Source organism: Pseudomonas sp. GM102 (assembly GCF_000282555.1).
In the GTDB taxonomy this organism is placed as follows: domain Bacteria; phylum Pseudomonadota; class Gammaproteobacteria; order Pseudomonadales; family Pseudomonadaceae; genus Aquipseudomonas.
In genome coordinates, this window is record NZ_AKJB01000012.1 from 17,224 (window position 1) to 39,651 (window position 22,428).

24 protein-coding genes are annotated in these 22,428 nt (G+C 60.0%); 17 read left to right on the forward strand and 7 right to left on the reverse strand.

The window, feature by feature from the left end; all coding sequences use genetic code 11:
- The 3 genes from PMI18_RS26445 (at position 1) to PMI18_RS26435 (ending at position 3,104) form a co-directional block, all read left to right on the forward strand.
- A complete protein-coding gene (locus PMI18_RS26445) occupies positions 1–768 on the forward strand; it encodes an ABC transporter ATP-binding protein (RefSeq protein WP_007895484.1) in 768 nt (255 codons plus the stop codon).
- Between the two features lie 14 nt (positions 769–782).
- A complete protein-coding gene (locus tag PMI18_RS26440) occupies positions 783–2,225 on the forward strand; it encodes an FAD/NAD(P)-binding protein (RefSeq protein WP_007895487.1) in 1,443 nt (480 codons plus the stop codon).
- 519 nt (positions 2,226–2,744) lie between these two features.
- Positions 2,745–3,104 carry a DUF6124 family protein gene (locus tag PMI18_RS26435; RefSeq protein WP_007895489.1) on the forward strand — a complete coding sequence of 120 codons (360 nt, stop codon included), beginning with the start codon at positions 2,745–2,747 and terminating at the stop codon, positions 3,102–3,104.
- A gap of 208 nt (positions 3,105–3,312) precedes the next feature.
- On the opposite strand, the gene ppnN is transcribed toward PMI18_RS26435, so the two are convergent.
- Positions 3,313–4,686 (reverse strand): nucleotide 5'-monophosphate nucleosidase PpnN, encoded by a 1,374-nt coding sequence (gene ppnN / locus PMI18_RS26430; RefSeq protein ID WP_007895491.1) that lies wholly within the window; start codon positions 4,684–4,686, stop codon positions 3,313–3,315.
- 227 nt (positions 4,687–4,913) lie between these two features.
- On the opposite strand from ppnN, the gene PMI18_RS26425 reads away from it, so the two are divergent.
- Together PMI18_RS26425 and PMI18_RS26420 are read left to right on the forward strand one after the other, a co-directional pair.
- Positions 4,914–5,441, forward strand: coding sequence for a DUF3087 domain-containing protein (locus PMI18_RS26425; RefSeq protein ID WP_032835278.1), 528 nt, complete (start codon positions 4,914–4,916; stop codon positions 5,439–5,441).
- A gap of 150 nt (positions 5,442–5,591) precedes the next feature.
- Positions 5,592–7,169 carry a sensor domain-containing diguanylate cyclase gene (locus PMI18_RS26420; protein WP_007895498.1) on the forward strand — a complete coding sequence of 526 codons (1,578 nt, stop codon included), beginning with the start codon at positions 5,592–5,594 and terminating at the stop codon, positions 7,167–7,169.
- 15 nt (positions 7,170–7,184) lie between these two features.
- Here PMI18_RS26420 and PMI18_RS26415 read toward each other — a convergent pair whose 3' ends face one another.
- Both PMI18_RS26415 and dapA read right to left on the reverse strand, forming a co-directional pair.
- Complete coding sequence (locus PMI18_RS26415; RefSeq protein ID WP_007895501.1) at positions 7,185–7,568, reverse strand: DUF2784 domain-containing protein; 384 nt, start codon at positions 7,566–7,568, stop codon at positions 7,185–7,187.
- Positions 7,569–7,628: 60 nt separating this feature from the next.
- On the reverse strand, positions 7,629–8,504 hold the full coding sequence (dapA, locus tag PMI18_RS26410; RefSeq protein WP_007895504.1) for a 4-hydroxy-tetrahydrodipicolinate synthase: 876 nt from the start codon (positions 8,502–8,504) through the stop codon (positions 7,629–7,631).
- Positions 8,505–8,897: 393 nt separating this feature from the next.
- Between dapA and PMI18_RS26405 the strand changes: the two genes are divergently transcribed.
- The 3 genes from PMI18_RS26405 to PMI18_RS31205 all read left to right on the forward strand — a co-directional run bounded on the left by PMI18_RS26405 (position 8,898) and on the right by PMI18_RS31205 (position 10,133).
- Positions 8,898–9,596, forward strand: a complete 699-nt coding sequence (locus tag PMI18_RS26405; RefSeq protein ID WP_007895507.1) for an AzlC family ABC transporter permease — start codon at positions 8,898–8,900, stop codon at positions 9,594–9,596.
- Positions 9,596–9,907: an AzlD domain-containing protein gene (locus PMI18_RS26400; RefSeq protein ID WP_162830927.1), complete on the forward strand. Its 312-nt coding sequence runs from the start codon at positions 9,596–9,598 to the stop codon at positions 9,905–9,907. Before PMI18_RS26405 ends, PMI18_RS26400 begins: the two co-directional genes overlap by 1 nt.
- Before the next feature lie 67 nt (positions 9,908–9,974).
- On the forward strand, positions 9,975–10,133 hold the full coding sequence (locus PMI18_RS31205; RefSeq protein ID WP_007895518.1) for a hypothetical protein: 159 nt from the start codon (positions 9,975–9,977) through the stop codon (positions 10,131–10,133).
- Between the two features lie 187 nt (positions 10,134–10,320).
- Here the strand turns inward: PMI18_RS31205 and PMI18_RS26395 are convergent, their stop codons facing one another.
- From PMI18_RS26395 to PMI18_RS26385, 3 genes are all read right to left on the reverse strand, one after another.
- Positions 10,321–11,034: an ABC transporter ATP-binding protein gene (locus PMI18_RS26395; RefSeq protein WP_007895520.1), complete on the reverse strand. Its 714-nt coding sequence runs from the start codon at positions 11,032–11,034 to the stop codon at positions 10,321–10,323.
- A 3-nt stretch (positions 11,035–11,037) separates the two neighbouring features.
- The gene (locus PMI18_RS26390) at positions 11,038–11,874 is read right to left on the reverse strand and encodes an ABC transporter permease (RefSeq protein WP_007895523.1); all 837 of its coding nucleotides are present in this window, start codon (positions 11,872–11,874) and stop codon (positions 11,038–11,040) included.
- A 144-nt stretch (positions 11,875–12,018) separates the two neighbouring features.
- The gene (locus PMI18_RS26385) at positions 12,019–13,005 is read right to left on the reverse strand and encodes an aliphatic sulfonate ABC transporter substrate-binding protein (protein ID WP_007895526.1); all 987 of its coding nucleotides are present in this window, start codon (positions 13,003–13,005) and stop codon (positions 12,019–12,021) included.
- A 296-nt stretch (positions 13,006–13,301) separates the two neighbouring features.
- On the opposite strand from PMI18_RS26385, the gene PMI18_RS26380 reads away from it, so the two are divergent.
- The 3 genes from PMI18_RS26380 to PMI18_RS26370 all read left to right on the forward strand — a co-directional run bounded on the left by PMI18_RS26380 (position 13,302) and on the right by PMI18_RS26370 (position 15,705).
- Positions 13,302–14,249, forward strand: a complete 948-nt coding sequence (locus PMI18_RS26380; RefSeq protein ID WP_007895529.1) for an ABC transporter substrate-binding protein — start codon at positions 13,302–13,304, stop codon at positions 14,247–14,249.
- 169 nt (positions 14,250–14,418) lie between these two features.
- On the forward strand, positions 14,419–15,318 hold the full coding sequence (locus PMI18_RS26375) for a polysaccharide deacetylase family protein (protein WP_033035750.1): 900 nt from the start codon (positions 14,419–14,421) through the stop codon (positions 15,316–15,318).
- Positions 15,319–15,453: 135 nt separating this feature from the next.
- Positions 15,454–15,705, forward strand: a complete 252-nt coding sequence (locus PMI18_RS26370; RefSeq protein WP_007895535.1) for a DUF1652 domain-containing protein — start codon at positions 15,454–15,456, stop codon at positions 15,703–15,705.
- Between the two features lies 1 nt (position 15,706).
- On the opposite strand, the gene PMI18_RS26365 is transcribed toward PMI18_RS26370, so the two are convergent.
- Positions 15,707–16,597 (reverse strand): LysR family transcriptional regulator, encoded by an 891-nt coding sequence (locus tag PMI18_RS26365; protein WP_007895537.1) that lies wholly within the window; start codon positions 16,595–16,597, stop codon positions 15,707–15,709.
- A gap of 127 nt (positions 16,598–16,724) precedes the next feature.
- Between PMI18_RS26365 and PMI18_RS26360 the strand changes: the two genes are divergently transcribed.
- The 6 genes from PMI18_RS26360 (at position 16,725) to benB (ending at position 22,423) form a co-directional block, all read left to right on the forward strand.
- Complete coding sequence (locus PMI18_RS26360; RefSeq protein WP_162131367.1) at positions 16,725–17,885, forward strand: muconate cycloisomerase family protein; 1,161 nt, start codon at positions 16,725–16,727, stop codon at positions 17,883–17,885.
- Positions 17,886–17,895: 10 nt separating this feature from the next.
- Complete coding sequence (gene catC, locus PMI18_RS26355; RefSeq protein ID WP_007895545.1) at positions 17,896–18,186, forward strand: muconolactone Delta-isomerase; 291 nt, start codon at positions 17,896–17,898, stop codon at positions 18,184–18,186.
- A 51-nt stretch (positions 18,187–18,237) separates the two neighbouring features.
- Positions 18,238–19,167, forward strand: a complete 930-nt coding sequence (gene catA, locus PMI18_RS26350; protein WP_007895548.1) for a catechol 1,2-dioxygenase — start codon at positions 18,238–18,240, stop codon at positions 19,165–19,167.
- Between the two features lie 193 nt (positions 19,168–19,360).
- Positions 19,361–20,320, forward strand: a complete 960-nt coding sequence (locus tag PMI18_RS26345) for an AraC family transcriptional regulator (protein WP_007895551.1) — start codon at positions 19,361–19,363, stop codon at positions 20,318–20,320.
- Between the two features lie 253 nt (positions 20,321–20,573).
- A complete protein-coding gene (benA, locus tag PMI18_RS26340) occupies positions 20,574–21,938 on the forward strand; it encodes a benzoate 1,2-dioxygenase large subunit (protein ID WP_007895554.1) in 1,365 nt (454 codons plus the stop codon).
- A complete protein-coding gene (gene benB / locus PMI18_RS26335) occupies positions 21,935–22,423 on the forward strand; it encodes a benzoate 1,2-dioxygenase small subunit (RefSeq protein ID WP_007895555.1) in 489 nt (162 codons plus the stop codon). The genes benA and benB overlap by 4 nt, the downstream gene beginning before the upstream one ends.
- Positions 22,424–22,428: the final 5 nt, after the last annotated feature.

Consider the following 22,428-nt stretch of genomic DNA (forward strand, 5'->3'; position numbering starts at 1 on the left):
ATGAGCCAAGCCGCCAGCGACATTGCCGCCAATGACCTGTTGCAAGTCAAAGACATCGAGGTGATCTACGACGGAGCGATCCTGGCCGTGGCCGGGGTGTCGCTGACGGTGCCCAAGGGTGGCATCGTCGCGTTGCTCGGGGCCAACGGTGCGGGCAAAAGCACCACGCTCAAGGCGATTTCCGGGTTGGTGCGGGCCGAGCGCGCGGAGGTCAGTCGAGGGACGATCGAGTTTCTCGGGCGCGATACTGCAGGGGTCGATCCGAGCGTTCGCGTGCGCCAGGGCATGGTGCATGTGCTGGAAGGCCGGCACGTATTCGCGCAACTGACGGTGGAGGACAACCTGCGCAGCGGCGGCTTCGTTCGCGGTCTGAGCCGCAAGGACCTGGCGGCGGATCTGGAGCGCATCTACGCCTGGTTTCCACGCCTGAAAACCAAGCGCAAGACCCAGGCCGGGCTGACTTCCGGTGGCGAACAGCAAATGGTCGCCATCGGCCGGGCGTTGATGACACGTCCTACTTTGGTACTGCTTGATGAACCTTCCATGGGTTTGGCGCCTATTATCGTCCAGGAGATTTTCGAAATCGTGGCGCAACTCAATCGAGACGAGCACATGAGCTTCCTGATTGCCGAGCAAAATATTAACGTGGCACTCAAGTACGCCTCAAAGGCCTACGTCCTCGACACGGGTCGCGTGGTGCTGTCCGGCACCGCCGATGAGTTACTGGCACGGGGCGATCTGCACGACTTCTATTTAGGTAAACACTGATCAATGAGAACGCCATGACTGACACCCCAAGCGGGCAGGCGAACGACGCCATCCGCCACGCGGACATCCTGATCATCGGCGGTGGCCTCAGCGGCGCGATGCTGGCGGCGCAGTTGCTGCGCTTGCCGGGCAAGCGTCAGGTGCTGGTGATCGAACCCCGGGCCGAACTCGGTCGGGGCGAAGCGTACAGCGCGGTGGAGTTGGGCCATACGCTCAACGGCAACGCGGCGCGGATGAGCGTCGATCCCGACAACGCTGATGATTTGACCCAATGGTTGACCGAGTACATTGCGGCGGGTGGTTGGCCGGAGTCGGATCAGCAGCATGTGCCGGTCAGCGAATTATTTGCGCCGCGTGGGCTGTTTGGCGTTTATGTGCAGCAGCGTTTGGCCGAGGCGCAGGCGGTGGGGGCGCGGTACGGCTCGACGGTGGAGCATGTACGGGCCGAGGTGGTCGACCTGCAAACCCGGGACAACGCTGTATTGCTGACCTTGAGTGACGGGCGACGTTTGCAAGGCGCCTATGCAGTGCTGGCCACTGGCATGTTCCCCGCTGCGCGTACGCCGCAAACCGAATCCAGCGGCTTGAACGCAGCGGCGCTCGACCCCTGGGATGTGACCGCCATGCGTCAGCTCGATCCGCAGTCGACGGTGCTGATCATCGGCTCGGGCCTGACCATGGTCGATGCCGTGGTGTCGCTGGAACAGGCCGGGCATCGCGGGCCGATCGAAGTATTTTCCCGGCATGGTCTGCTGCCCCATGAACGACGACAGCCTCCGGCCTGGGCGGATTTCCTAGCCGAGGATCACAGCATTCGCACACCGCGTCAGCTGATGCGCGAACTGCGTCGGCATTGCCGCGACGCCATCGCCCAGGGGATCGACTGGCAAGCGCCGCTCGACACCGTGCGGGCGCATATCGGGCGGTTGTGGAGTCAGGCGACGGATGTGCAGCGTCGGCAGTTTGTGCGGCATGTGCGGCCGTGGTGGGAAAGCCATCACCATCGCTCGCCACCGCTGAGTGCCGAGCTGGTGGCACGACTGCACGGGGAAGGGCGGTTGCGGATTCAGGCTGCATCGTTCAAAGGGTTGGAGCCTTCGTTGAACGGGGAGGTCAGCATTCGCATCCGTCGCCGTGGCGAGGCGCAAACCTGCGTGGTGCACGGCGCGGCGCTGATCAACTCCAGCGGCATCGAATACGACTGGCGGCGGGTGGCGCGGCCATTGCCGCAGCAACTATTGGCGCGCGGGCTGGTGCGGCCGGGGCCATTGGCGTTGGGGATTGCCGCCGCGGATGACGGCGCGGTGTTAGGCGCTGATGGGCTGGTCGCCAGCCGTTTGTTCGCCATGGGCCCACCGTTGCGTGGGATGTGGTGGGAGAGTACGGCGGTGACTGATGTGGCGAGCCAGGCCAAATCTCTCGCTGCGCGGTTGACAGGTATTTGTCCGGTGGTTTGACCGAAATGTTTGAGGGTGTTTTTTCGGGCCTCATCGCGAGCAGGCTCGCTCCCACAGGGGATCTGCTGTGAATCCATTTTTTGCGAACGCTACAGAGCAAATGTGGGAGCGAGCCTGCTCGCGATAGGGCCGCCCCATCCACCACAAAACCTGAAGTGAGACCGATAAACAACCGATGTTTAAACGACACTTCCAGATACTCACCCAGGCTACACATCCTTGCGCCGTTGCCTACTACTGCGCCAGAATCCGCCGGCTTGTGCGCCTTGGGGCCGGGCTCTATCGTTTCCGGGTCGCTGATGAATCAGCGATCGGGTCTCGCAGCCCGTGCATCTCTAGACGCACAACATCCTCCGTTCGTGAACAGGTATGCCTGTCCGTTCATGTTATGGCGGCTGTACGTGGGAGGCCTTCGGGTCTGCCGGTTCTAGAGTCCCGGTCTGCGACCTGCGTATAGCTGCCACCTCCTTTCGTCTCGCAGCGAACCGTGGCCGCTCCATGACTCTAGGAGCTTCATCGATGATCAAACCAACACCCAACCCGCCTGAAACCGATCCAACATCCCCGTACGAATCCCTCGATTCGAAAAAACTCCACGAAGCCGCCGACCGCGCCCTCGATTACCACCTCAAACCGCCCATCCCCAAAGACACCAAGCGCAAACCCAGCACCATTTACCATGTCGGCGCCGAGGTCGATAACGAAACCCTTCTGGTCAACGCCTGCGAATCCCTGGCGTCAGCAAGCATGATGCTCAGCGAGTTCGCCGGATTGATGGACATGCCACATCGCAACATGATGTTGGGGATTCAATCGGTGGTCATGCTCGGGGAGCTGGCGGTGAACCGGGTGCTGGATAACCTCGATCCACGAGGTTAGCGAGGATGATCGTTCCCATGCTCTGCGTGGGAATGCAGCCCGGGACGCTCCGCGTCCCTTCCAGAGCCGAACGCAGAGCGTCCGTTGAGGCATTCCCACGCAGAGCGTGGGAACGATCAAAACCCCGCATCACGCGGGGTTTCTTGTCAAAGTGGGAGCGAGCAAGCCCGCTCCCACAGGGGTGATGTTAAAGCTCACATCAATATGGTTACGCCACCACCTGATAACACGGTACATACTCCGCGCCGCCCGGCAGTTTCATCCGGTGCTGGGCGACGAAGGCTTTGAGCAGTTTGTCCAGCGGCTGCATGACGGCGGCGTCGCCACGGATCTGGTACGGCCCGTGTTCTTCGATCAGGCGGATGCCCTTGTCCTTGACGTTGCCGGCGACGATGCCGGAGAACGCGCGGCGCAGGTTGGCGGCCAGTTCGTGGGACGGCAGGTTGCGGCTCAGTTGCAGGTTGGCCATGTTGGCGTGGGTCGGGTCGAACGGGCGCTGGAAGCCTTCGTCGATCTTCAGCAGCCAGTTGAAATGGAACGCGTCGTTGCGCTCGCGACGGAACTGTTTGACCTCTTTGAGGCCTTGAGTCATTTGCCGCGCCACTTCAGCCGGGTCGTCGATGATGATCTCGTAGTGCTGCTGCGCGGCTTCACCGAGGGTGGCACCGACGAAGGCGTGCAACTGCTCCAGGTACGGCGCGGCGCTTTTCGGCCCGGTGAGGACCACGGGGAAGGGCAGGCCTTTATTGTCCGGGTGCATCAAAATGCCGAGCAGGTACAGGAATTCTTCGGCCGTGCCTGCGCCACCCGGGAAAATGATGATGCCGTGGCCGACACGGACGAACGCTTCCAGACGTTTCTCGATGTCCGGCAGGATCACCAGTTCGTTGACGATCGGGTTCGGCGCTTCGGCGGCGATGATCCCGGGTTCGGTCAAGCCGAGGTAGCGGCCACCGTGGATGCGTTGTTTGGCGTGGGCGATGGTTGCGCCTTTCATCGGGCCTTTCATCACGCCCGGGCCGCAACCGGTGCAGATGTCCAGGCTGCGCAGGCCGAGTTCATGGCCGACTTTCTTGGTGTATTTGTATTCCTCGGTGTTGATCGAGTGACCGCCCCAGCACACCACGATTTTCGGTTCGACACCGGGGCGCAGGGTGCGGGCGTTGCGCAGCAGGTGGAAGACGTAGTCGCTGATGCCCTGGGAGGTGCTCAGGTCGATGCTCAAGGCGTCGAGTTCGTTTTCGGTGTAGACGATGTCGCGCAGGGCGCTGAAGAGCATTTCCCGGGTGCTGGCGATCATTTCGCCGTCGACGAAAGCGTCGGCCGGGGCGTTCAGCAGTTCCAGGCGCACGCCACGGTCTTGCTGGTGAATGCGGATTTCGAAGTCTTTGTAGGCTTCCAGGATGGTCTTGGCGTTATCGACGTGAGCGCCGGTATTGAGGATGGCCAGGGCGCACTGGCGGAAAAGGGTGTAGGTGAGGCCGGTTCCGGCTTCGCTCAGTTGCTGTACTTCACGTTGGGACAGTGTTTCCAGGCTGCCTTTAGGGCTGACCGAGGCGTTGATTACATGTCGTTGGGTCATTCAATGATCCTTAAAACGATGTCACCCGCCGGCAGGCGCATGGCATCCGAATAGTGTGTATCCATGGAGAAGATGGCACGAACTGCGCTGTATCGCCATGTTCCCCGTTTGACGATGAAAAGATGAAAAGGAGCCCCAGCATAGCTAAATCCTTCGGGGAGGCGATAATGCCCCGCAGTCTTTTTGCCACAGAGCCTTTTACCATTGATGCAAGGAACCCCGTCGCGATGTTCGAAATCCAGCCAATGAATGCCGAAACCTATCGACGCCAGACGCGGCGCAGCACGGTAATCATCGCCCTGATGTTCCTGGCGCTGGCGATGGTGCTGTCCACGGCGGCGGTGGCGCTGTTCGGTGAGCCCGGCGGCGACAATCTGCGTTTCAACGTGGGCGGCGTGTTTGCCGCGTTGTTGCTGATGGCGGCGCTGATGCGCGGCAAGTTCTGGACCCAGGAATGGATGGCGCCAGCGGTGTACGGCTGGCAGCTCAAACGCAGCCTGATGAGCATCACCAACGTCATGCACCAGGTGACGGCGGCAGTGGAGAAGGGCGATCCGGACGCCATGAAGTTGCTGCGTTTTTATCACTTGGGGCTGAGCCAGATGCACCAGTTGGACGGCAACTCCAGCGACCATAGCCAGTTGACCCGTGAGATGGACCAACACAAGGCGCGGATGGAAGCGCTGGGCATCGAGACCGAACAGACGCAATTGAACCCGGCCTGGCTTGAGGCGGTGAAACAGACGCGGGTGTAGCCCTGTCATTGCGGGCGATGAGCATTTTCGCGCAAATCACCTATCGTATTCGTTGATGAGTCATAGTGGTCCGAGCGCCAGCTACGGCTGGCTGGCGCTAAAAGGGCGAACGGGAAAATTCGCCATGTCATAAGGGATTAAGGGAGCGTCATGGGGCATCCGTTCGTCAAAGATCGTATTGAAAGCACCCGGCTCGCCACGCCTTGGGTACCTGAGCAGGTTGAGTCGAGACTCAAGGTTCGATACGCAGTCTCCCTGCTCGTTGCGGTGTGCCTGTCCATGACGGCCATTGTGATCGGTGAAGGCTGGAATGCGCGCCAGTATCATTTGCGCGGCAGCGAAGTGGAGATGTCCAACCTGGCGCAAACCCTGGCCTCGCAGGCGCGAGCATCGATCAAACAGGCCGACACGCTGCTGTTTGACCTGGTGGATCGCCTTGAAGTCGACGGCATGGAACCGGCGAAAATGCCCAGGCTGCAACGTTTGCTCCACGCCCAGCGCAGTGAGCTGGCGCAGATTCATGGGTTATTCGTTTTCGACGAAGAAGGACGCTGGCTCGCCAACGCCATTAACGTCATACCGCCCAATGCCAATAATTCCGACCGTGAATATTTCATCTACCACCGTGATCACCCCGACCGCGGTCCTCATATCGGTCCGGCGATAAAAAGTCGCTCGACCGGTGAATGGATCATGACCGTGTCACGCCGGATCAATCACGCCGATGGCCGGTTTGCTGGCGTGGTGGTGGCTTCGATCTATCTCAAGCATTTCCTGGACCTGTACAACAGCATCGACATGGGCAGTAACGGGGTGATCAACCTGATCGCCGATGACGCCACCATCGTCGTTCGCCGCCCGTTCAAGGAAGCCGATATCGGCACCAGCGTCGCCAAGGGGCCGCTGTTTACCCAGCTGTTGCCCAAGGGCGATTCCGGTACGGCAGTCGTCAAATCCTACGTGGACGGGGTGGAGCGGGTGGTGGGGTTTCGGCGGGTGGAGGGTTATCCGCTTATCGTTTTTACCGCGCTCGACAAAAAAGAAGTCCTGGCCAGCTGGGTGCAGGAGTCAATGCTCAGTGCGGGGATCGTCTCATTGCTGCTGGGGTTTCTGGGCGTTCTCGGCTATCGCCTGATCCGCGTCATGAAGCAGCAGAATCATGTTCAGAGCGAATTGCTGGAGGCTCAGGAAAAACTCATTGAGGTCAACCAAAGCCTTAAGTTGCTGGCTCTGGAGGATGCACTGACCGGGCTTTCCAACCGGCGTCAGTTCGATTTGTTCATCCTGGCGGAAATGGGCCGTGCCAGGCGTACCCACACCAGCCTTGCGTTGCTGATGATCGATGTCGATCATTTCAAGAGTTTCAATGATCACTACGGTCATTTGGCGGGCGATGAGTGTTTGCGTAAGATCAGCACCGTCATCACCGACAACATCCAGCGCCCCGGCGATCTTGCTGCCCGCTTCGGTGGCGAGGAGTTTACGGTGGTGCTGCCCGGCACCGATTATGTGGGGGCGTTTCTGGTGGCGGAAAAGATCCGTCGCGCGGTTCAGCAAACGGACATCAAGCATAGCGGCAGCCCCGAAGGCCTCGTCACGGTCAGTATTGGGGTTTGTGCCTACAACCAGGCGGCGCAGAGCCAGCCCGAAGACTTGATCGGCGCAGCAGACAAGGCGCTGTATGTGGCCAAGGCCAGTGGCCGGAACATGAGCGTCATTGCCAACTGAACTCAACCAGACCGGTTACTGCCCTGAACGAGTCGGGTGCCGCTTCCATAAGCGGATCAGTCGCAGGTAGATCAGCACGTTGATCGCCAGCACCACGCTGCCCAGCCCCAGCTGAATCGTGGGTGTCAGCCCGGCCGGATAGATAATCGGCCACACATAATGCTCGATAAAACCGCCGCCGTAGCCGGTTTGCCCGGCTGCATGGCGCATGAGGTTTTCCCATTCGGTCAGTGGGCACGTCAGGTGGAAAACTTCCACGATCACGCCCCACGCGGCGGCGGGCAGGTGCCACCAGGCCAGGTGATGCCATTTGAGCACCAGCAGCCCGCCGAACAGCACGAACAGAATGAACAGCAAGTGAGACAGCACCAGCCCGTCGGCGGCGATTCGGTAAAGCATGTCGATTCCCTGACGCGTTATGTGAATCGTTCCATGGTACTCGGGCTGGGCGCGTGTGCTCTATCGATTGCTGTTTTCGAGCACTGCCAATACTTCTTTCAAGCGCACCGCCGTGGCTTCGCTGCTGCGTTGCATCGGCGGGCGCAACTCGTCGTGGATCAACCCTTCAAGGGCCAGGGCGGTTTTCACCGGGGCGGGATTGGGCTCGATGAACAGGCTGTGAATCAGCGGCAGCAACTGGAAGAAGGTCGTTCGGCCGGCCGCTAACCGGTTATCGCGGATCTGTTGATACAGCTTCACGAACAGCTCGGGATGAACATGGGCCGAGGCGGCAATCGCGCCTTTGGCTCCCAGGCATAATGCGCCGAAGATTTGGTGGTCTTCACCGCACAACACGTCGACTTTGCCGCTGGAGAGCAGCGCAAGAGTGGTGGCTGGATTGCCGCCGCAGTCCTTGATTGCGACGATCCGCTCGTGGGCAACGATCCGCAGCAAGGTCGCCTGTTCGAAGGCGATGCCGGTGCGATAGGGAATGTCGTAGAGAATCACCGGGACGCTGGACGCATCGGCGACGGTCTTGAAAAAAGCTTCGAGGCCGGCCTGGGAAGGGCGGATGTAGTACGGCGGCGGAACCAGCAAACCCGCCAGGGGACGTTTGAGGATTTCGCTTTGAAATTGCAGCAACTCGGCAAGGTTGTTGCCGGCCAGGCCCATCACCACACGTTCTGGCGGAACCTGTTCCAGCACCGCATCGAGCACTGCCAGTTGCTCATGTTTGCCCAGCGCCGCGGCTTCCCCGGTGGTGCCGCAGACCACAATGCCATCGACGCCTTTTTCCAGCAGATGACTGACCAGCCGCCGCAACCCGGCGAAGTCAATCGCGCCATCGTGAAACGGCGTAACGATGGGAACCCAGATACCTTGAAACGATGACATGCACTTTCTCCTGAAGGTTGACCGATTTCGTCACCGTCAGAAGCGTAGAAGGAAGTCAGCAAGAAGGAGGGAGTTTCCGCCGCGCTCAATGTCCTGTCAGCTCATCTGACGGGACAGCGCGCCCCGGTCACATGAGCGACTGTTTCTTCGATTTAGGGGCGTGCGCAACGCAACCTTGCGCCTTGGCATTCAAGCCAATGACGACAGTGTTGAGGTTGAAGGTTGCGGACATGGTTGCTTACACCCTGAATGAGGTGCTCAGTTTTAAAAGTCGGCGCGATGTTTGTCAATCTCGAAAATCAGCACCGGTCGCTTGCAAGTGCGCAAGATTGTTCAAGCCATCCACCGCGACTGCTGGCACAGTCTGGGGTCTTTCCCTGGTTGTAGAGCGATATGTCCAACTCACTCATGCCGCGCAGTGCATTCCTTCGCGGTGCCGCGGCCATCATGCCGTTGTCCCTGGCGACCGCGCCTTGGGGGTTGCTGGCCGGTTCCATGGCCATCGAGGCCAATCTCACACCGCTGCAAGGCCAGGGGCTGTCGAGCATCGTGTTTGCCGGCGCGGCTCAATTGGTCGCCATTGGCATGCTCAAGGGCGGCGCCGGGGTTTTTTCGATCCTGTTGACCACGTTGTTGCTGACCTCCCAGCATTTGCTTTACGGAATGAGCATGCGTTCGGTGATTTCCCCGTTGCCGGGCCGCTGGCGTGTGGGGTTGGGCTTTTTGCTCACCGACGAGTTGTTCGCCCTGACCAGTCAGCATGACAAACAGCAGTTCAATCGTTGGTATGCCCTGGGCGTGGGCCTGACGTTCTACATCGCGTGGAACCTCTTCACCCTGGCGGGCATTGTGTTGGGCAGCAGCATTCCGGGCCTTGAACACCTTGGGCTGGACTTCTCCATCGCGGCGACCTTTATTGCCTTGATCACACCGGTGGTGCGCAACGTTCCGACGGTGGTCTGCGTGGCGGTTTCACTGTTCTGTTCGGTGCTGTTCAGCTATTGGCAATGGGGCTCGGCCCTGGTGTTGTCGGGGTTGGCGGGCATGACCGCAGGCTTTATCTGCAACAAATTCTATGTGGGGCGCACATGATGGTCTGGGCTGTGATTATCGGGATGGGCCTGCTGGTGTTCCTGAACCGCTACGTATTTCTTGAACCGCGACTGCCGGTGCGCTTGAGCAGCAATGCCCGGCAGTTTCTCGGTTTTGCGGTGCCGGGCATGCTCACGGCGATCTGCGGGCCCATCGTGTTCATGCCCGACAAGCAGTTGAACCTGCAGTGGGACAACCCCTACCTGATCAGTTCGCTGGTGGCCGTGGGCCTGGTGCTTTACACCCGCAACACCTTGCTCAGCATGTTGTTGAGCATGGGGTTCTTCTTTTTGCTGCGGTGGTGGCTCTGAGTCGTCCCATCTGAAACTGTTCTACGCTTAAAAAAGATGACTGATCTTTTGAGGAAGGGAGGTGGACATGGCCACTGAACCAAAGCGTCCGGACCCGGATGAGGACATCGATGAACCGACGGAGGAAGAGCTCGAGCAGCAGAGGCGTTCGACGCCTGACTGGAAGCATCCTGACGATGGTAAAGAACTGTCGGACCGCGACCAGGAGCGTCCGTTGAAGCCCTGATCGGCTTGTATATACCCCAAAGCCCCGCCATGGATAGCGGGGCTTTTTAATTTCCGATGGTTCAACACCCTGTGGGAGCGAGCCTGCTCGCGATGAAACCATAACATTCAACATCAATGTCGGCTGTTACACCGCCATCGCGAGCAGGCTCGCTCCCACAGGTGCAGCCTCCAGGAGGAGGGCATCGTCAAATGACATGCGCCCGCTGCAACTCGGTCAATGACAATGCCTTCAGACGCGCCAGCAATGGATCGCGCCGGTCCCGGGGATGCGCCAGTTCCACCGCCAGTTCCTGACGAATGCTGCTGGGGCGGTTGTCCATCACCAGCACGCGATCGCTGAGGTACAGCGCTTCATCGACATCGTGGGTCACCAGCAGCAGGGCGATGGCGTGGCGCTCGGCCAGTTGCAGCAACAGATCCTGGAGTTTCATCCGGGTGAAAGCGTCCACCGCGCTGAAGGGCTCGTCCAGCAGCAAAACCTGCGGCCGCGAGTAGAGGCCGCGGGCAATCGCGACCCGTTGCGCCATGCCGCCGGAGAGGGCTTTGGGTAGGGCCTGGGCGAAACCGCCGAGGCCGACTTCTTCGATCAGTTGGGCGACCCAAGCCTTGTCGTAATCGCTGTCGGCGCTGAAACCGATGTTTTGCTCGACCGTCAGCCACGGCATCAATCGCGGTTCCTGAAACACGAAGGCGACTTCGCCGGCGTTGTTGCGCAGTTCGCCCTGAAAGTCTTTTTCCAGGCCGGCGACAATCCGCAGCAAGGTGCTTTTGCCGCAGCCGCTGGGGCCGAGCAGGCTGACGGTTTCCCGGGGCTGCAATTGCAGATGGATGTTTTTCAGGACGGTGGTGGCGGCGAAGGTTTTGCGCTCGACGCGAATGTCCAGCAGGTGTTCGGTCATGGCTCAATCCCCTGTGCTTTGGCCGTTGAAGGTGTCGCGCCAGGCCAGGAAGCGTTTCTCACAGCCTGCGAGGATGCCGTCGCTGAGTTTGCCCAGCAGCGCCAAGACGATGATCGCGGCGAGCACGATATCCGGGCGTGAAGTTTCGCGCCCGTCACTGAGTAAGTAACCCAGGCCCTTGGTCGCAGCGATCAGCTCGGCGGCCACCAGAAACATCCAGGCCAGGCTCATGCCGCTACGCAAGCCGGTGAACAGGCCGGGCAGGGCAGCGGGTAACAGAATCCGCCGCACCAATCGACGCCGGCTGAAGCCATACATCTGCCCGACTTCCACCAGTTTGCGATCGATGTTGCGAATCGCCGCGACGCCGTTGAGGTACACCGGAAAAAAAGCGCCAATGGCGATCAGGACGATTTTCGAGGTCTCGTCGATGCCCAGCCACAGCAGCAACAGCGGCACCCAGGCCAGGCTCGGGATTGAACGCAGGCCGGCGAAAGTCGGCTCCAGCCAGGCTTCGGCTTCGCGGCTCAAACCGACCCAAGCAGCGAACAGCAGCGCCAGACCAGTGCCAATGGCGAATCCCAGCAGCACCCGCAGCAGGCTAGCGCTGATGTGTTTCCACAGCGCGCCTTCGGCCAGGTCCCTCAAGGTCAGCGCGATTTCGCTCGGCGCGGGCATTTGGTAGGACGGCAGCCATCCAATCCGCACGACGAATTCCAGCACAAGGACAATCAATACTGGCAGGGCCAGGCCCTTGAGGCGCAATTGCCAGGCGTTGCCGAGGCGGCGCGGTGCGGGCAACGTCAGGCTGGCGGGCAGGTCTTTGCTGTTGCTGGTCATGGGGGCTCTCCAGTGACGGCTGATTTGAAGCAAGATCAAAGGATCGCAGCCTTCGGTAGCTCCTACATTGATCGGGCACAACCATGAATCCACGGTGTACGCCTATCTCTGTAGGAGCTGCCGAAGGCTGCGATCTTTTGATCTTTATTGACGGGCCACGGTTTCTTTGAAACCGGTGTCGATCAACTGATCGATCACTTGATCTACATTCACCCCACGGCGAACCAGTTCTTCGGAAACCAGAATCGGTGCGGCAGCCTTTGAGGCGATCACATCCCTGGCGCTCAGTTGCGGGCTGCTCAGGTCGGTGCGCGACAGTTGCAGCCGGGCCACTTCCAGCGGCAGACCGGACTCGGTGGCGAGCAACTTCGCCAGCTCGTCAGGATTTTTCACCGCCCAGTCGCGAGCCTTTTCGTAGGCGCTCAGCACCGTTTCGATGGTTTTCGGATGCTCTTTGGCGTAGCTGTCGGTGACGCTGACCACGCCATAACTGTTGAAATTGGTGTTGCGGTACAGCAAGCGCGAACCGGCCTGGACTTCGCTCGCGGCCATGTGCGGATCCAGGCCGGCCCAAGCGTCGACGTCACCTTTCTCCAATGCGGTGCGACCGTCCGGGTGTTGCAAGTGCACCAGCTCCACATCGTCCTTGGTCAGGCCGGCCTGTTGCAGGCTGCGCAGGGTGAACAGGTACGGATCGGTGCCTTTGGTCGCGGCGATTTTCTTGCCTCTGAGGTCGGCCACGGTTTTGTACGGCGAATCCTTGCGCACCACCAACGCCGTCCATTCGGCGCGGCTGTATACGTAAACCGATTTGATCGGACTGCCGTTGGCCCGGCTGAGCACGGCGGCGAGGCTGGCGGACGAGGCGAAGTCGACACCGCCGCTGTTGAGGTATTCCAGCGAGCGGTTGCTGCCCTGGCTCAGCACCCAGCTGACTTTGGTCTGTGGCAGGGCCTTTTCCAGAAAGCCGAAGTGTTTGAGCACCAGGCTGACCGGCGAGTAGTAGGCATAGTCCAGATGCACTTCGGCCGGTGGCGTTTCAGCCGCCTGGGCGAAGGTTGGCAGGCATAGGGCCAGTGCGCAGGCGCTGAGCAGGTGCCTGACGTTGGGAAAACGGAAGATCGGTTTCATGGGACAGCTCCTGGCAAGGCGGCGAGATTCTTATTTCCGAAAAATCATTTTTCGTGAGTGCGTCCTGCGTTAAAGGAATATTGCAGGCTCTGTGCCATGTCCTGGAATTGCCGGTTTATCAGGGGTTGGAGGCGGATGATGGGGTATCAGGGTGCACCGGGGAAAACAGTCTGTTGAGTCACTGTTGCTGGGTAAACACCGACTGTTCCCGGTCATGAGCTTATGCATAAATAGAATTTAATCAGGCTTTTACAAGAGCGTTATGGTCTATAAAAATAACCCTCCAGGAGCCCCTGATGAACCTGTCCCGATACTTGCGCGGTCTGTTGGCCAGCGCCCTGTTTGCCGCGCCTTTGAGCTACGGTGCCGAGCCCGTGGTGTTGCACGTTGGCGATCAGAACTACTACAACATTCGCGCGTCGGTGGAGGCTTCGGGTGTGCTGCAAGGAGCGCCCTACACCGTTGACTGGAAGCACTTCCAGGCCGCTGCGCCGCTGGCCGAAGCGCTGAATACCGGCGCGTTGGACCTGGGTTTTCTCGGTGATTCGGGGTTTCTGTTTCTGGCCGCCAAACAGGCACCGGTCAAGCTGATCGGTGTGTCACGGCAGAACCCGGACACCATCGCCTTGCTGGTGCCCAAGGACTCGCCGGTGAAAACCATCGCCGACCTCAAGGGCAAGAAAGTCGCTTACTGGCCCGGGGCCTGGAGCCAGCAGCTGACCCTGCGCGCCCTGGAACAAGCCGATTTGCCGGACAACTATGTCGACTTCATCAAACTGATGCCAATCGACGCCGCTGCCGCGTTACCCCAAGGCAGCATCGACGCGTTTCCGGTCTGGGAACCCTACATTTCCCAGCAGATTCTGTTCTCCGGCGCCCGGCCGATTCTCACCGCCAAAAACCTGATGCCCGGCCTGAGCGCCATCACCGCTTCGACGCCTTCGATCGACAGCAAACGCGAAGCCATTGCCGACTTCCTGGTGCGCCTGAAAAAGGCCCGGGCCTGGGTCGACACTCACACTGACGAGTACGCCGATCTCTGGGCGAAAAAGGCCAACCTTGATCAGAATGTATCGCGCCATTGGCTGCGCCAGGCGCACATGAGCGTCGGCCCGGTGGATCAGCAGGCCGCGGCAGATCTGCAAAGCACCGCGGACTTCCTGTTCAAGGTCAAGGCATTGCCGGCCGCCCTGGCGACGGCACCGATCATCGACAGCTCGTTCCAGCAGGCGCTGACGCAATAACCGAAAATCGAAGGCATAACGCGAGTCCGGGAGCGGGCGCTGGAACCAAACACTGTGTACCCTTATCCAACCTCGGCTTGCAGCGATCTGCGAGCCGGTCGAGGGATGAATGGGCGAGGGGTTTTTGCCATTAAACGTGATGACCGCAAGGTCTGGTCCAAGGCAAAACATGAAACAGTTGGTCAAGGTTTTCTCCGCGTTCGCCATCGCAGTCGGCTTGCTGGGCTGCATTGCCGCGCCCATTGAAATGACTCCGCAAACGCAACAAGGTCTGCGCACGCAAGCGCCGATCCGTTTTCTGCTGACCTTCGACGACGGACCCAGCGCGTCCGGTTTTTACAACCCGACGGTCACCGTGCTCGACAGCCTCGCGCGCAATCCGCTGCAACCCGACATTAAAGCCGTATTCTTCGTGCAGACCCGTGACTCACGTGCCGGCGGCAGTGAAGCGGGTCGACAGATCATGCGTCGCGAACACGCCGAAGGTCACCTGTTGGGTTTCCACACCGCCACGCGCCGGCACACCAACCATCGTTCACTGGACCCGGAAGAACTGGAGCAGTCGCTCACTGATGGCAGCGCAGATATTGCTGCGATCACTGGCGCCTCGCCGACCCTGCTACGCCCGCCGTTCTGGAACTATGACAAGCGCACCTTTGCGGCCTATCAACAGCATGGCATGCACGTACTGCTGACCGACCTGAGCGCCAATGACGGCAAAATCTGGGGTTTCAACGCCAGCCCTCGTCGGCGGGCCAATATGCTGCGGCAGCTGTCCGAAGTCCGCGAACGCATCGCCCTCGGCGAGTTGCCGACGGTGGACGGGGTGATTCCGGTGGTGGTGACCTTTCACGACCTGAATCGCTACACCGCCCGGCATACCCGCGAATACCTGCAAATCCTGTTGGACAGCGCCCGTGACACAGGTCTAGTGACGGCGCAAAAAGCGTTTTACGACGATACGGCAGCACTGCAGCGGGCGGCCATGGCGCGTACTGTCCGTGACAGTTCAGAGGCGGTTGAGTTGCCAGGGATCTGGAACTGGTTATGGGACGGGGATGCTCACTGAGCGATGCCGGGCGATTAACAGTTCAAAGTGAGAAGTAGCTAACACTAATTGTTAGCGTTCGCTGGCGCGGGTTTATTGAAGTTGATCTACGCTTGAGTGGATCCAATCGGAAAACCGTCCCCGAGGGTGCTCGCCATGGTTCCAGTTCCCCAGCTTTGCAGCATTGTGGAGTCCGGTTTCAAACCGTTGTCCTGCGAATGCACCGTGAATCGCGATGAAACATTGCGGATCAAGGTCTTCGATTGCACCACCGGACGGATTGAGCTGTTGATTACCGGCGTATCGCCCGACGAGTTGACCAGTGTCCGCGATATTTCCAATCTGATCGGCGAACTTCGCGCCGAAATGCGCGCCGGGCGCCGAGCCTTTGCCGGAGTCATGGCTTGATTTACGAACCTTCGCGCGGCAGCAGTTCATCGATCATCTGCAAACAATGATTCAACCCCGGCGATACATCGCCCACGCGCCTGCTGAGGATGATCGGCGAGGTGGCGTTGTCTTCCAGCACCGGGGTGAAGCCAATATCGTCGCGGTGCAGCAACTGCACTGAAGCCGGCACCAACGTCACCCCGATTCCCGCCCCCACCAGCCCGATCGCCGTTTGCAGCTCATTGGTCCATTGCGCCACGTTGATGTGCACGCCATAGGATTCAAACAACGCGATCACATGATCGGCATAACTGGGGCGCGGGTTACCGGGGTAAAGCACAAAGGGTTCCTTCGCCAGTTCACGAAGGCTGATGGGCCTGGCGAGGAGCGGATGGCCGGCGGGCAGGGCGGCGACCAGTCGATCTTCGGTGAGCACGGTCTGGAGGATCGCCGGGTCGTCGATGCGGATGCGCCCGAAGCCGATATCAATGCGCCCGGCCTTGAGCGCTTGCACCTGTTGCAACGTGGTCATTTCCGAGAGCCCCAACTCCAGCGCCAGCGGCTCACCGCTGCGCAGTCGGCGAATCAGTTCCGGCAGCACGCCATAGAGTGTCGATGGTGCAAAGCCGATGCCCAGCCAGGTCTTTTCGCCCAAACCGATCCGCCGTGTGTTGTCGCACACCTTGCCCAGTTGTTCGAGCAGGGCGGTGGAGTGTTCATGGAAAAACCGCCCGGCGTCCGTCAGCTTCAGCGGTCGGCCACGATCCAGCAGAAGCACCCCGAGTTCGTCTTCCAGTTGCTGGATCTGCCGGCTCAGCGGCGGTTGGGCGATGTGCAGCAGTTCGGCGGCGCGGGTGAAGTTGAGGGTTTGAGCCAACACCTGAAAATACCGCAGGTGACGCAGTTCCATGAGGCCTCCGCACATTGATCTGTTGAATACCTTTAAGGTATCGAGCCAGACCAATTCTATATTGGCCGCCTGGAAAAAGCCGTATGAGAATCCGTTCCAGAACTTTAAGAACCTGACGGGTATCGACATGCGTGCAACTGCCATTGAATCGATCGAGACGATCATCGTCGATCTGCCGACCATTCGCCCGCACAAGCTGGCGATGCACACCATGCAAAACCAGACCTTGGTGATCATCCGTGTGCGCTGTGCCGACGGTATTGAAGGGATTGGTGAATCGACCACCATTGGCGGTCTGGCCTATGGCAACGAAAGCCCGGACAGCATCAAGACCAACATCGACAAGCACTTCGCGCCACTTTTGATTGGCCAGGACAGCGGCAATGTGAATGCCGCAATGTTGCGCCTGGAGCGCAGCATTCGTGGCAACACCTTCGCCAAATCAGGTATCGAAAGTGCCTTGCTCGACGCGCAGGGCAAGCGCCTGGACCTGCCGGTCAGCGAGCTGCTGGGCGGCCGTGTTCGTGATGCGCTGCCGGTGGCCTGGACCCTGGCCAGCGGCGACACCGCCAAGGACATCGCCGAAGCGGAACAAATGCTCGACCTGCGTCGCCATCGGATCTTCAAGCTGAAAATCGGCGCTGGCGAGGTCAACCGCGACCTGGCCCACGTCATTGCGATCAAAAAGGCGCTGGGCGATCGCGCCAGCGTGCGGGTCGATGTCAATCAGGCCTGGGACGAAGCGGTCGCGCTGCGCGCTTGCCGGATCCTCGGAAGCAACGGCATCGACCTGATCGAACAACCGATCTCGCGCAATAACCGCGCCGGCATGGTGCGCCTGAATACCGTGAGCCCGGCGCCGATCATGGCCGATGAATCCATCGAATGCGTAGAGGATGCCTTCAACCTGGCACGCGAGGGCGCGGCTTCGGTATTCGCCCTGAAAATCGCCAAGAACGGCGGCCCACGTGCCGTGTTGCGAACCGCCGCGATTGCCGAGGCGGCGGGTATTGGCCTGTACGGCGGCACCATGCTCGAAGGCGGCATCGGCACGCTGGCCTCGGCCCATGCCTTCGTCACCCTGAACACACTGGGCTGGGACACCGAGCTGTTCGGCCCGCTGCTGCTTACCGAAGACATTCTCAGCGAGCCATTGGTCTATCGCGATTTCCAACTGCACGTTCCGCAAACACCGGGGCTGGGCCTTCTTCTGGATGAAGAGCGCCTGGCGTTTTTCCGTCGGGACAAAGTCTCCAGGACCACATCCACTGCCGTTCATCAAGCCTGAGGAGGGCATCATGCTGTTTCACGTAAAAATGACAGTGAATTTACCGGTCGACATGAACCCGGAACGTGCCGCTCAGCTCAAGGCCGACGAAAAAGCCCTGGCCCAGCGCCTGCAAGAGCAAGGCAAGTGGCGTCATCTGTGGCGCATCGCCGGGCTCTATGCCAATTACAGCGTGTTCGATGTCGACAGCGTTCAGGAACTGCATGACCTGCTGATGCAATTGCCGTTGTACCCGTACATGGCGATCGAAGTCACCGCGATGTGCCGGCATCCTTCTTCCATTCGCGAGGATGACCGCTGAACCCAGCCTGTTCAGTTCGCTACGCTAATAATTACAAGATGAGGAACCACCATGAACGTCAAGATTTCCCACACTGCCAGTGCCCAGAAGTTTCTCGAAGACGCCAGCGGTCTGCATAACGAAGCCGGCGATCCGCGGGTCAAGGCGCTGATTTACCGGATCCTGCGCGATTCGGTGAACATCATCGAAGACCTGGCCGTGACCCCGGAAGAGTTCTGGAAAGCCGTCAACTACCTCAACGTGCTGGGTGCGCGTCAAGAGGCCGGGTTGGTGGTGGCCGGGCTCGGTCTGGAGCATTACCTCGACCTGCTGATGGATGCCGAAGATGAACAGGCCGGCAAGGCCGGCGGCACACCACGGACCATCGAAGGGCCGCTGTATGTGGCGGGTGCGCCACTGTCGGAAGGTGAAGCACGGCTGGACGATGGCGTCGATCCGGGTGTGGTGCTGTTCATGCAGGGCCAAGTGCGCAATACCGCCGGCGAACCGCTGGCTGGCGCGGTGGTGGATGTGTGGCACGCCAACACCGGCGGCACTTATTCGTACTTCGATACCACTCAATCGGAATTCAACCTGCGTCGTCGTATCGTCACTGATGCCGAGGGCCGGTACCGTTTTCGCAGCATCGTGCCGTCGGGCTACGGCTGCCCGCCGGACGGTCCGACCCAGCAATTGCTCGATCAACTGGGCCGTCATGGTCAGCGGCCGGCGCACATTCACTTCTTCATCTCTGCGCCGGATCATCGTCACCTGACCACCCAGATCAACCTCGACGGCGATCAATACCTGCATGACGATTTCGCCTACGCCACCCGTGACGAACTGATCGCCAAAATCACCTTCAGCGATGATCCGCAGCGTGCGGCGGCCCATGGTGTCAGTGGTCGCTTTGCCGAAATCGATTTCGATTTCACCTTACAATCCTCTGCCCAGCCTGAAGAGCAGCAACGCCACGAGCGGGTGCGTGCGCTCGAGGACTGATACCCTCGACCAGCCGAACCTTTGTGGGAGCGAGCCTGCTCGCGAAAGCGGAGTGTCAGTCAACGTTGATGTTGAAGCTGATGGCCCTTTCGCGAGCAGGGCTCGCTCCCACAGGTCGGTCAACTGACACACCGTTACAACCACTGCCCTGGAATGGCCTGACGCAACCGATAACAACAATGAGAGTGAACCGATGATGCAAGCGCAATTGTTGAGTCATCGCAGCAGAGTCTTCGACCACGCCGACCCCTACGCGGTGTCGGGCTACGTCAATCAGCATGTCGGCAACCATTGCCTCCGGATGCCCAGGGCCGGGCGGCCGCTGGCCAGCCTCGATCATCGCAAATTCGCCAGCCTCGACCTGTGCCGCATCAGTTACGGCGCCAGCGTGCGGGTTATGTCCCATGCGCTGGACAGCATCTATCACTTGCAAGTGTTGCTGCGTGGCAACTGCCTGTGGCGTGGTCATGGCCAGGAACACTACTTCGCTCCCGGCGAGTTGCTGCTGATCAACCCTGACGATCCAGTGGATCTGACCTATTCCAGTGATTGCGAAAAATTCATCCTGAAAGTCCCCGCGCGGCTGCTGGAGTCGGTGTGCGAAGAGCAGCGCTGGCGGTACCCGGGGCAGGGCGTGCGGTTCCTGGAGAACCGTTATCAGCTCAATGAGCTGGAAGGTTTCGTCGGTCTGCTGGCGATGATTTGCCAGGAGGCGGAAGCCACCGAACAGATTCCCCGGGTGCAGGAGCACTATGCGCAAATCGTGGTCAGCAAGATGCTCGGCCTGATGAAGACCAACGTCATGCGCACCGATCCCGGCTCACCCTCGGCCACGTTCGAGGCGCTGGTCGATTACATCGCGTGCAACCTCAAGCAGGACATCGACAGCGAAGAACTGGCGCGCCAGGCGCGGATGAGCCTGCGGTCGCTGTATGGGTTGTTCGAACGCAACGCGGGGGACACGCCGAAAAACTACATCCGGCAGAAAAAGCTCGAACGTATTCACGCCAACCTGAGCGACCCGACCTGCAACGTGCGCAACGTCACGGAAGTGGCCATGGATTACGGCTTTCTGCACCTGGGCCGGTTCTCCGACAGCTACCGCAAACAGTTCGGCGAATTGCCGTCGGACACCCTCAAACGTCGCCACTGAATAGGTTGCGATAAATAACCTGTGGCGAGGGAGCTTGCTCCCGCTGGGCTGCGAAGCGGCCCCACTCTCTTCCTGAAAGAATGGGACTGCTGCGCAGTCCAGCGGGAGCAAGCTCCCTCGCCACATTGGCACGCGTCAATCACCGATCGCTCTCTGCACAAAACGGATACAGGTCTGCACCCGGCGGATAGTCCGCCCCATCCCCTCGTCCTAGCATGGCCCTGCCTGAATAAAAACAATGGAGGCGGCGGCCATGACCCTGCGACCCGAATACCTTCACTCCCTGCTTGAAGAAGACCCTGAGCAGGGCATCTATCGCTGCAAGCGCGAGATGTTCACCGATCCGCGGCTGTTCGACCTCGAGATGGAACACATCTTTGAAGGCAACTGGCTGTACCTCGCCCACGAAAGCCAGATCCCCAACAACAACGATTTCTACACCACCACCATGGGGCGTCAGTCGATCTTCATCGCGCGCAACAAGGACGGTGAACTGAACGCCTTTATCAATGCGTGCAGCCACCGTGGAGCGATGCTCTGCCGGCACAAGACCGGCAACAAGAGTTCGTACACCTGCCCATTCCACGGCTGGACCTTCAACAACTCCGGCAAGCTGCTCAAGGTCAAGGACCCGGCGGCGGCTGGCTACCCGGCGAGCTTCAATTGCGAAGGCTCCCACGACCTGACCAAAGTCGCGCGTTTCGAATCCTATCGCGGTTTCCTGTTCGGCAGCCTCAAGGCCGATGTCGTGCCGTTGGTTGAACATTTGGGCGAGTCGGCGAAGATCATCGACATGATTGTCGACCAGTCCGCCGATGGCCTGGAAGTGCTGCGCGGTTCCTCCAGTTATATCTACGAAGGCAACTGGAAACTCACCGCCGAAAACGGTGCCGACGGTTATCACGTCAGCTCGGTGCACTGGAACTACGCCGCGACCCAGAACCAGCGCAAACAGCGCGAGGCCGGTGATTGCAACCCGACCATGAGCGCCGGCGCCTGGGCCAAGCAGGGCGGCGGTTTCTATTCCTTTGACAAGGGCCACATGCTGCTCTGGACCCGTTGGTCCAACCCCGAGGACCGTCCGCTGTACGAGCGTCGCGACGAGTTGGCCCGGGATTTCGGCAAGGCTCGCGCCGACTGGATGATCGAGAATTCGCGCAACCTGTGCCTGTACCCGAACGTGTACCTGATGGACCAGTTCAGCTCGCAGATTCGCATTGCCCGGCCGATCTCGGTCAACCGCACCGAAATCACCATTTACTGCATCGCCCCCAAAGGCGAAAGCGATCACGCCCGTTCGAGCCGGATTCGTCAGTACGAGGATTTCTTCAACGTCAGCGGCATGGCGACCCCGGACGATCTGGAAGAGTTTCGCTCCTGCCAGACGGGTTACCAGGGCAGCGTCACCACGTGGAACGACATGTCCCGTGGCGCCGAACATTGGGTCGAAGGCGCTGATGACGCGGCCAAGGAAATCGACCTGCATCCGCTGCTCAGCGGCGTGCGTACCGAAGACGAAGGCCTGTTCGTGTTGCAACACAAGTATTGGCAGCAAACGATGCTCAAGGCGTTGGCCGCGGAGCAGTCCGAACTGATTGCAGTGGAGGCCGTGCAATGACCATTACCTATGACGCGGTGCGCGATTTTCTCTACCGCGAAGCACGCTACCTCGACGACAAACAATGGGACGACTGGCTGGAGTTGTACGCGCCGGACGCCACGTTCTGGATGCCATCCTGGGATGACAACGACGAGCTGACAGAAGACCCGCAGCGGGAAATCTCGCTGATCTGGTACGGCAACCGCACCGGCCTGGAAGACCGCATCTTCCGCATCAAGACCGAGCGTTCCAGCGCCAGCGTGCCGGACACCCGCACCTCGCACAACCTCAGCAATATCGAGCTGCTCGAACAGGCAGACGGGCTATGCAAGGTGCGCTTCAACTGGCACACCCTGAGCTTTCGCTACAAGACCGTCGACAGCTATTTCGGCAGCAGCTTCTACACCCTGGATGTGCGCGGTGAGAACCCATTGATCAAGGCCAAGAAAGTGATCCTGAAGAACGACTACGTTCGCCAGGTCATCGATGTCTACCACCTCTGAGGCGG

Bases quoted from the DNA above. Each gene is read 5' to 3' on its own strand.
- PMI18_RS26445 (WP_007895484.1), top strand. From the start codon at position 1: ATGAGCCAAGCCGCCAGCGACATTGCCGCCAATGACCTGTTGCAAGTC.
- PMI18_RS26440 (WP_007895487.1), top strand. From the start codon at position 783: ATGACTGACACCCCAAGCGGGCAGGCGAACGACGCCATCCGCCACGCG.
- PMI18_RS26435 (WP_007895489.1), top strand. From the start codon at position 2,745: ATGATCAAACCAACACCCAACCCGCCTGAAACCGATCCAACATCCCCG.
- ppnN (WP_007895491.1), bottom strand. From the start codon at position 4,686: ATGACCCAACGACATGTAATCAACGCCTCGGTCAGCCCTAAAGGCAGC.
- PMI18_RS26425 (WP_032835278.1), top strand. From the start codon at position 4,914: ATGTTCGAAATCCAGCCAATGAATGCCGAAACCTATCGACGCCAGACG.
- PMI18_RS26420 (WP_007895498.1), top strand. From the start codon at position 5,592: ATGGGGCATCCGTTCGTCAAAGATCGTATTGAAAGCACCCGGCTCGCC.
- PMI18_RS26415 (WP_007895501.1), bottom strand. From the start codon at position 7,568: ATGCTTTACCGAATCGCCGCCGACGGGCTGGTGCTGTCTCACTTGCTG.
- dapA (WP_007895504.1), bottom strand. From the start codon at position 8,504: ATGTCATCGTTTCAAGGTATCTGGGTTCCCATCGTTACGCCGTTTCAC.
- PMI18_RS26405 (WP_007895507.1), top strand. From the start codon at position 8,898: ATGTCCAACTCACTCATGCCGCGCAGTGCATTCCTTCGCGGTGCCGCG.
- PMI18_RS26400 (WP_162830927.1), top strand. From the start codon at position 9,596: ATGGTCTGGGCTGTGATTATCGGGATGGGCCTGCTGGTGTTCCTGAAC.
- PMI18_RS31205 (WP_007895518.1), top strand. From the start codon at position 9,975: ATGGCCACTGAACCAAAGCGTCCGGACCCGGATGAGGACATCGATGAA.
- PMI18_RS26395 (WP_007895520.1), bottom strand. From the start codon at position 11,034: ATGACCGAACACCTGCTGGACATTCGCGTCGAGCGCAAAACCTTCGCC.
- PMI18_RS26390 (WP_007895523.1), bottom strand. From the start codon at position 11,874: ATGACCAGCAACAGCAAAGACCTGCCCGCCAGCCTGACGTTGCCCGCA.
- PMI18_RS26385 (WP_007895526.1), bottom strand. From the start codon at position 13,005: ATGAAACCGATCTTCCGTTTTCCCAACGTCAGGCACCTGCTCAGCGCC.
- PMI18_RS26380 (WP_007895529.1), top strand. From the start codon at position 13,302: ATGAACCTGTCCCGATACTTGCGCGGTCTGTTGGCCAGCGCCCTGTTT.
- PMI18_RS26375 (WP_033035750.1), top strand. From the start codon at position 14,419: ATGAAACAGTTGGTCAAGGTTTTCTCCGCGTTCGCCATCGCAGTCGGC.
- PMI18_RS26370 (WP_007895535.1), top strand. From the start codon at position 15,454: ATGGTTCCAGTTCCCCAGCTTTGCAGCATTGTGGAGTCCGGTTTCAAA.
- PMI18_RS26365 (WP_007895537.1), bottom strand. From the start codon at position 16,597: ATGGAACTGCGTCACCTGCGGTATTTTCAGGTGTTGGCTCAAACCCTC.
- PMI18_RS26360 (WP_162131367.1), top strand. From the start codon at position 16,725: ATGCGTGCAACTGCCATTGAATCGATCGAGACGATCATCGTCGATCTG.
- catC (WP_007895545.1), top strand. From the start codon at position 17,896: ATGCTGTTTCACGTAAAAATGACAGTGAATTTACCGGTCGACATGAAC.
- catA (WP_007895548.1), top strand. From the start codon at position 18,238: ATGAACGTCAAGATTTCCCACACTGCCAGTGCCCAGAAGTTTCTCGAA.
- PMI18_RS26345 (WP_007895551.1), top strand. From the start codon at position 19,361: ATGATGCAAGCGCAATTGTTGAGTCATCGCAGCAGAGTCTTCGACCAC.
- benA (WP_007895554.1), top strand. From the start codon at position 20,574: ATGACCCTGCGACCCGAATACCTTCACTCCCTGCTTGAAGAAGACCCT.
- benB (WP_007895555.1), top strand. From the start codon at position 21,935: ATGACCATTACCTATGACGCGGTGCGCGATTTTCTCTACCGCGAAGCA.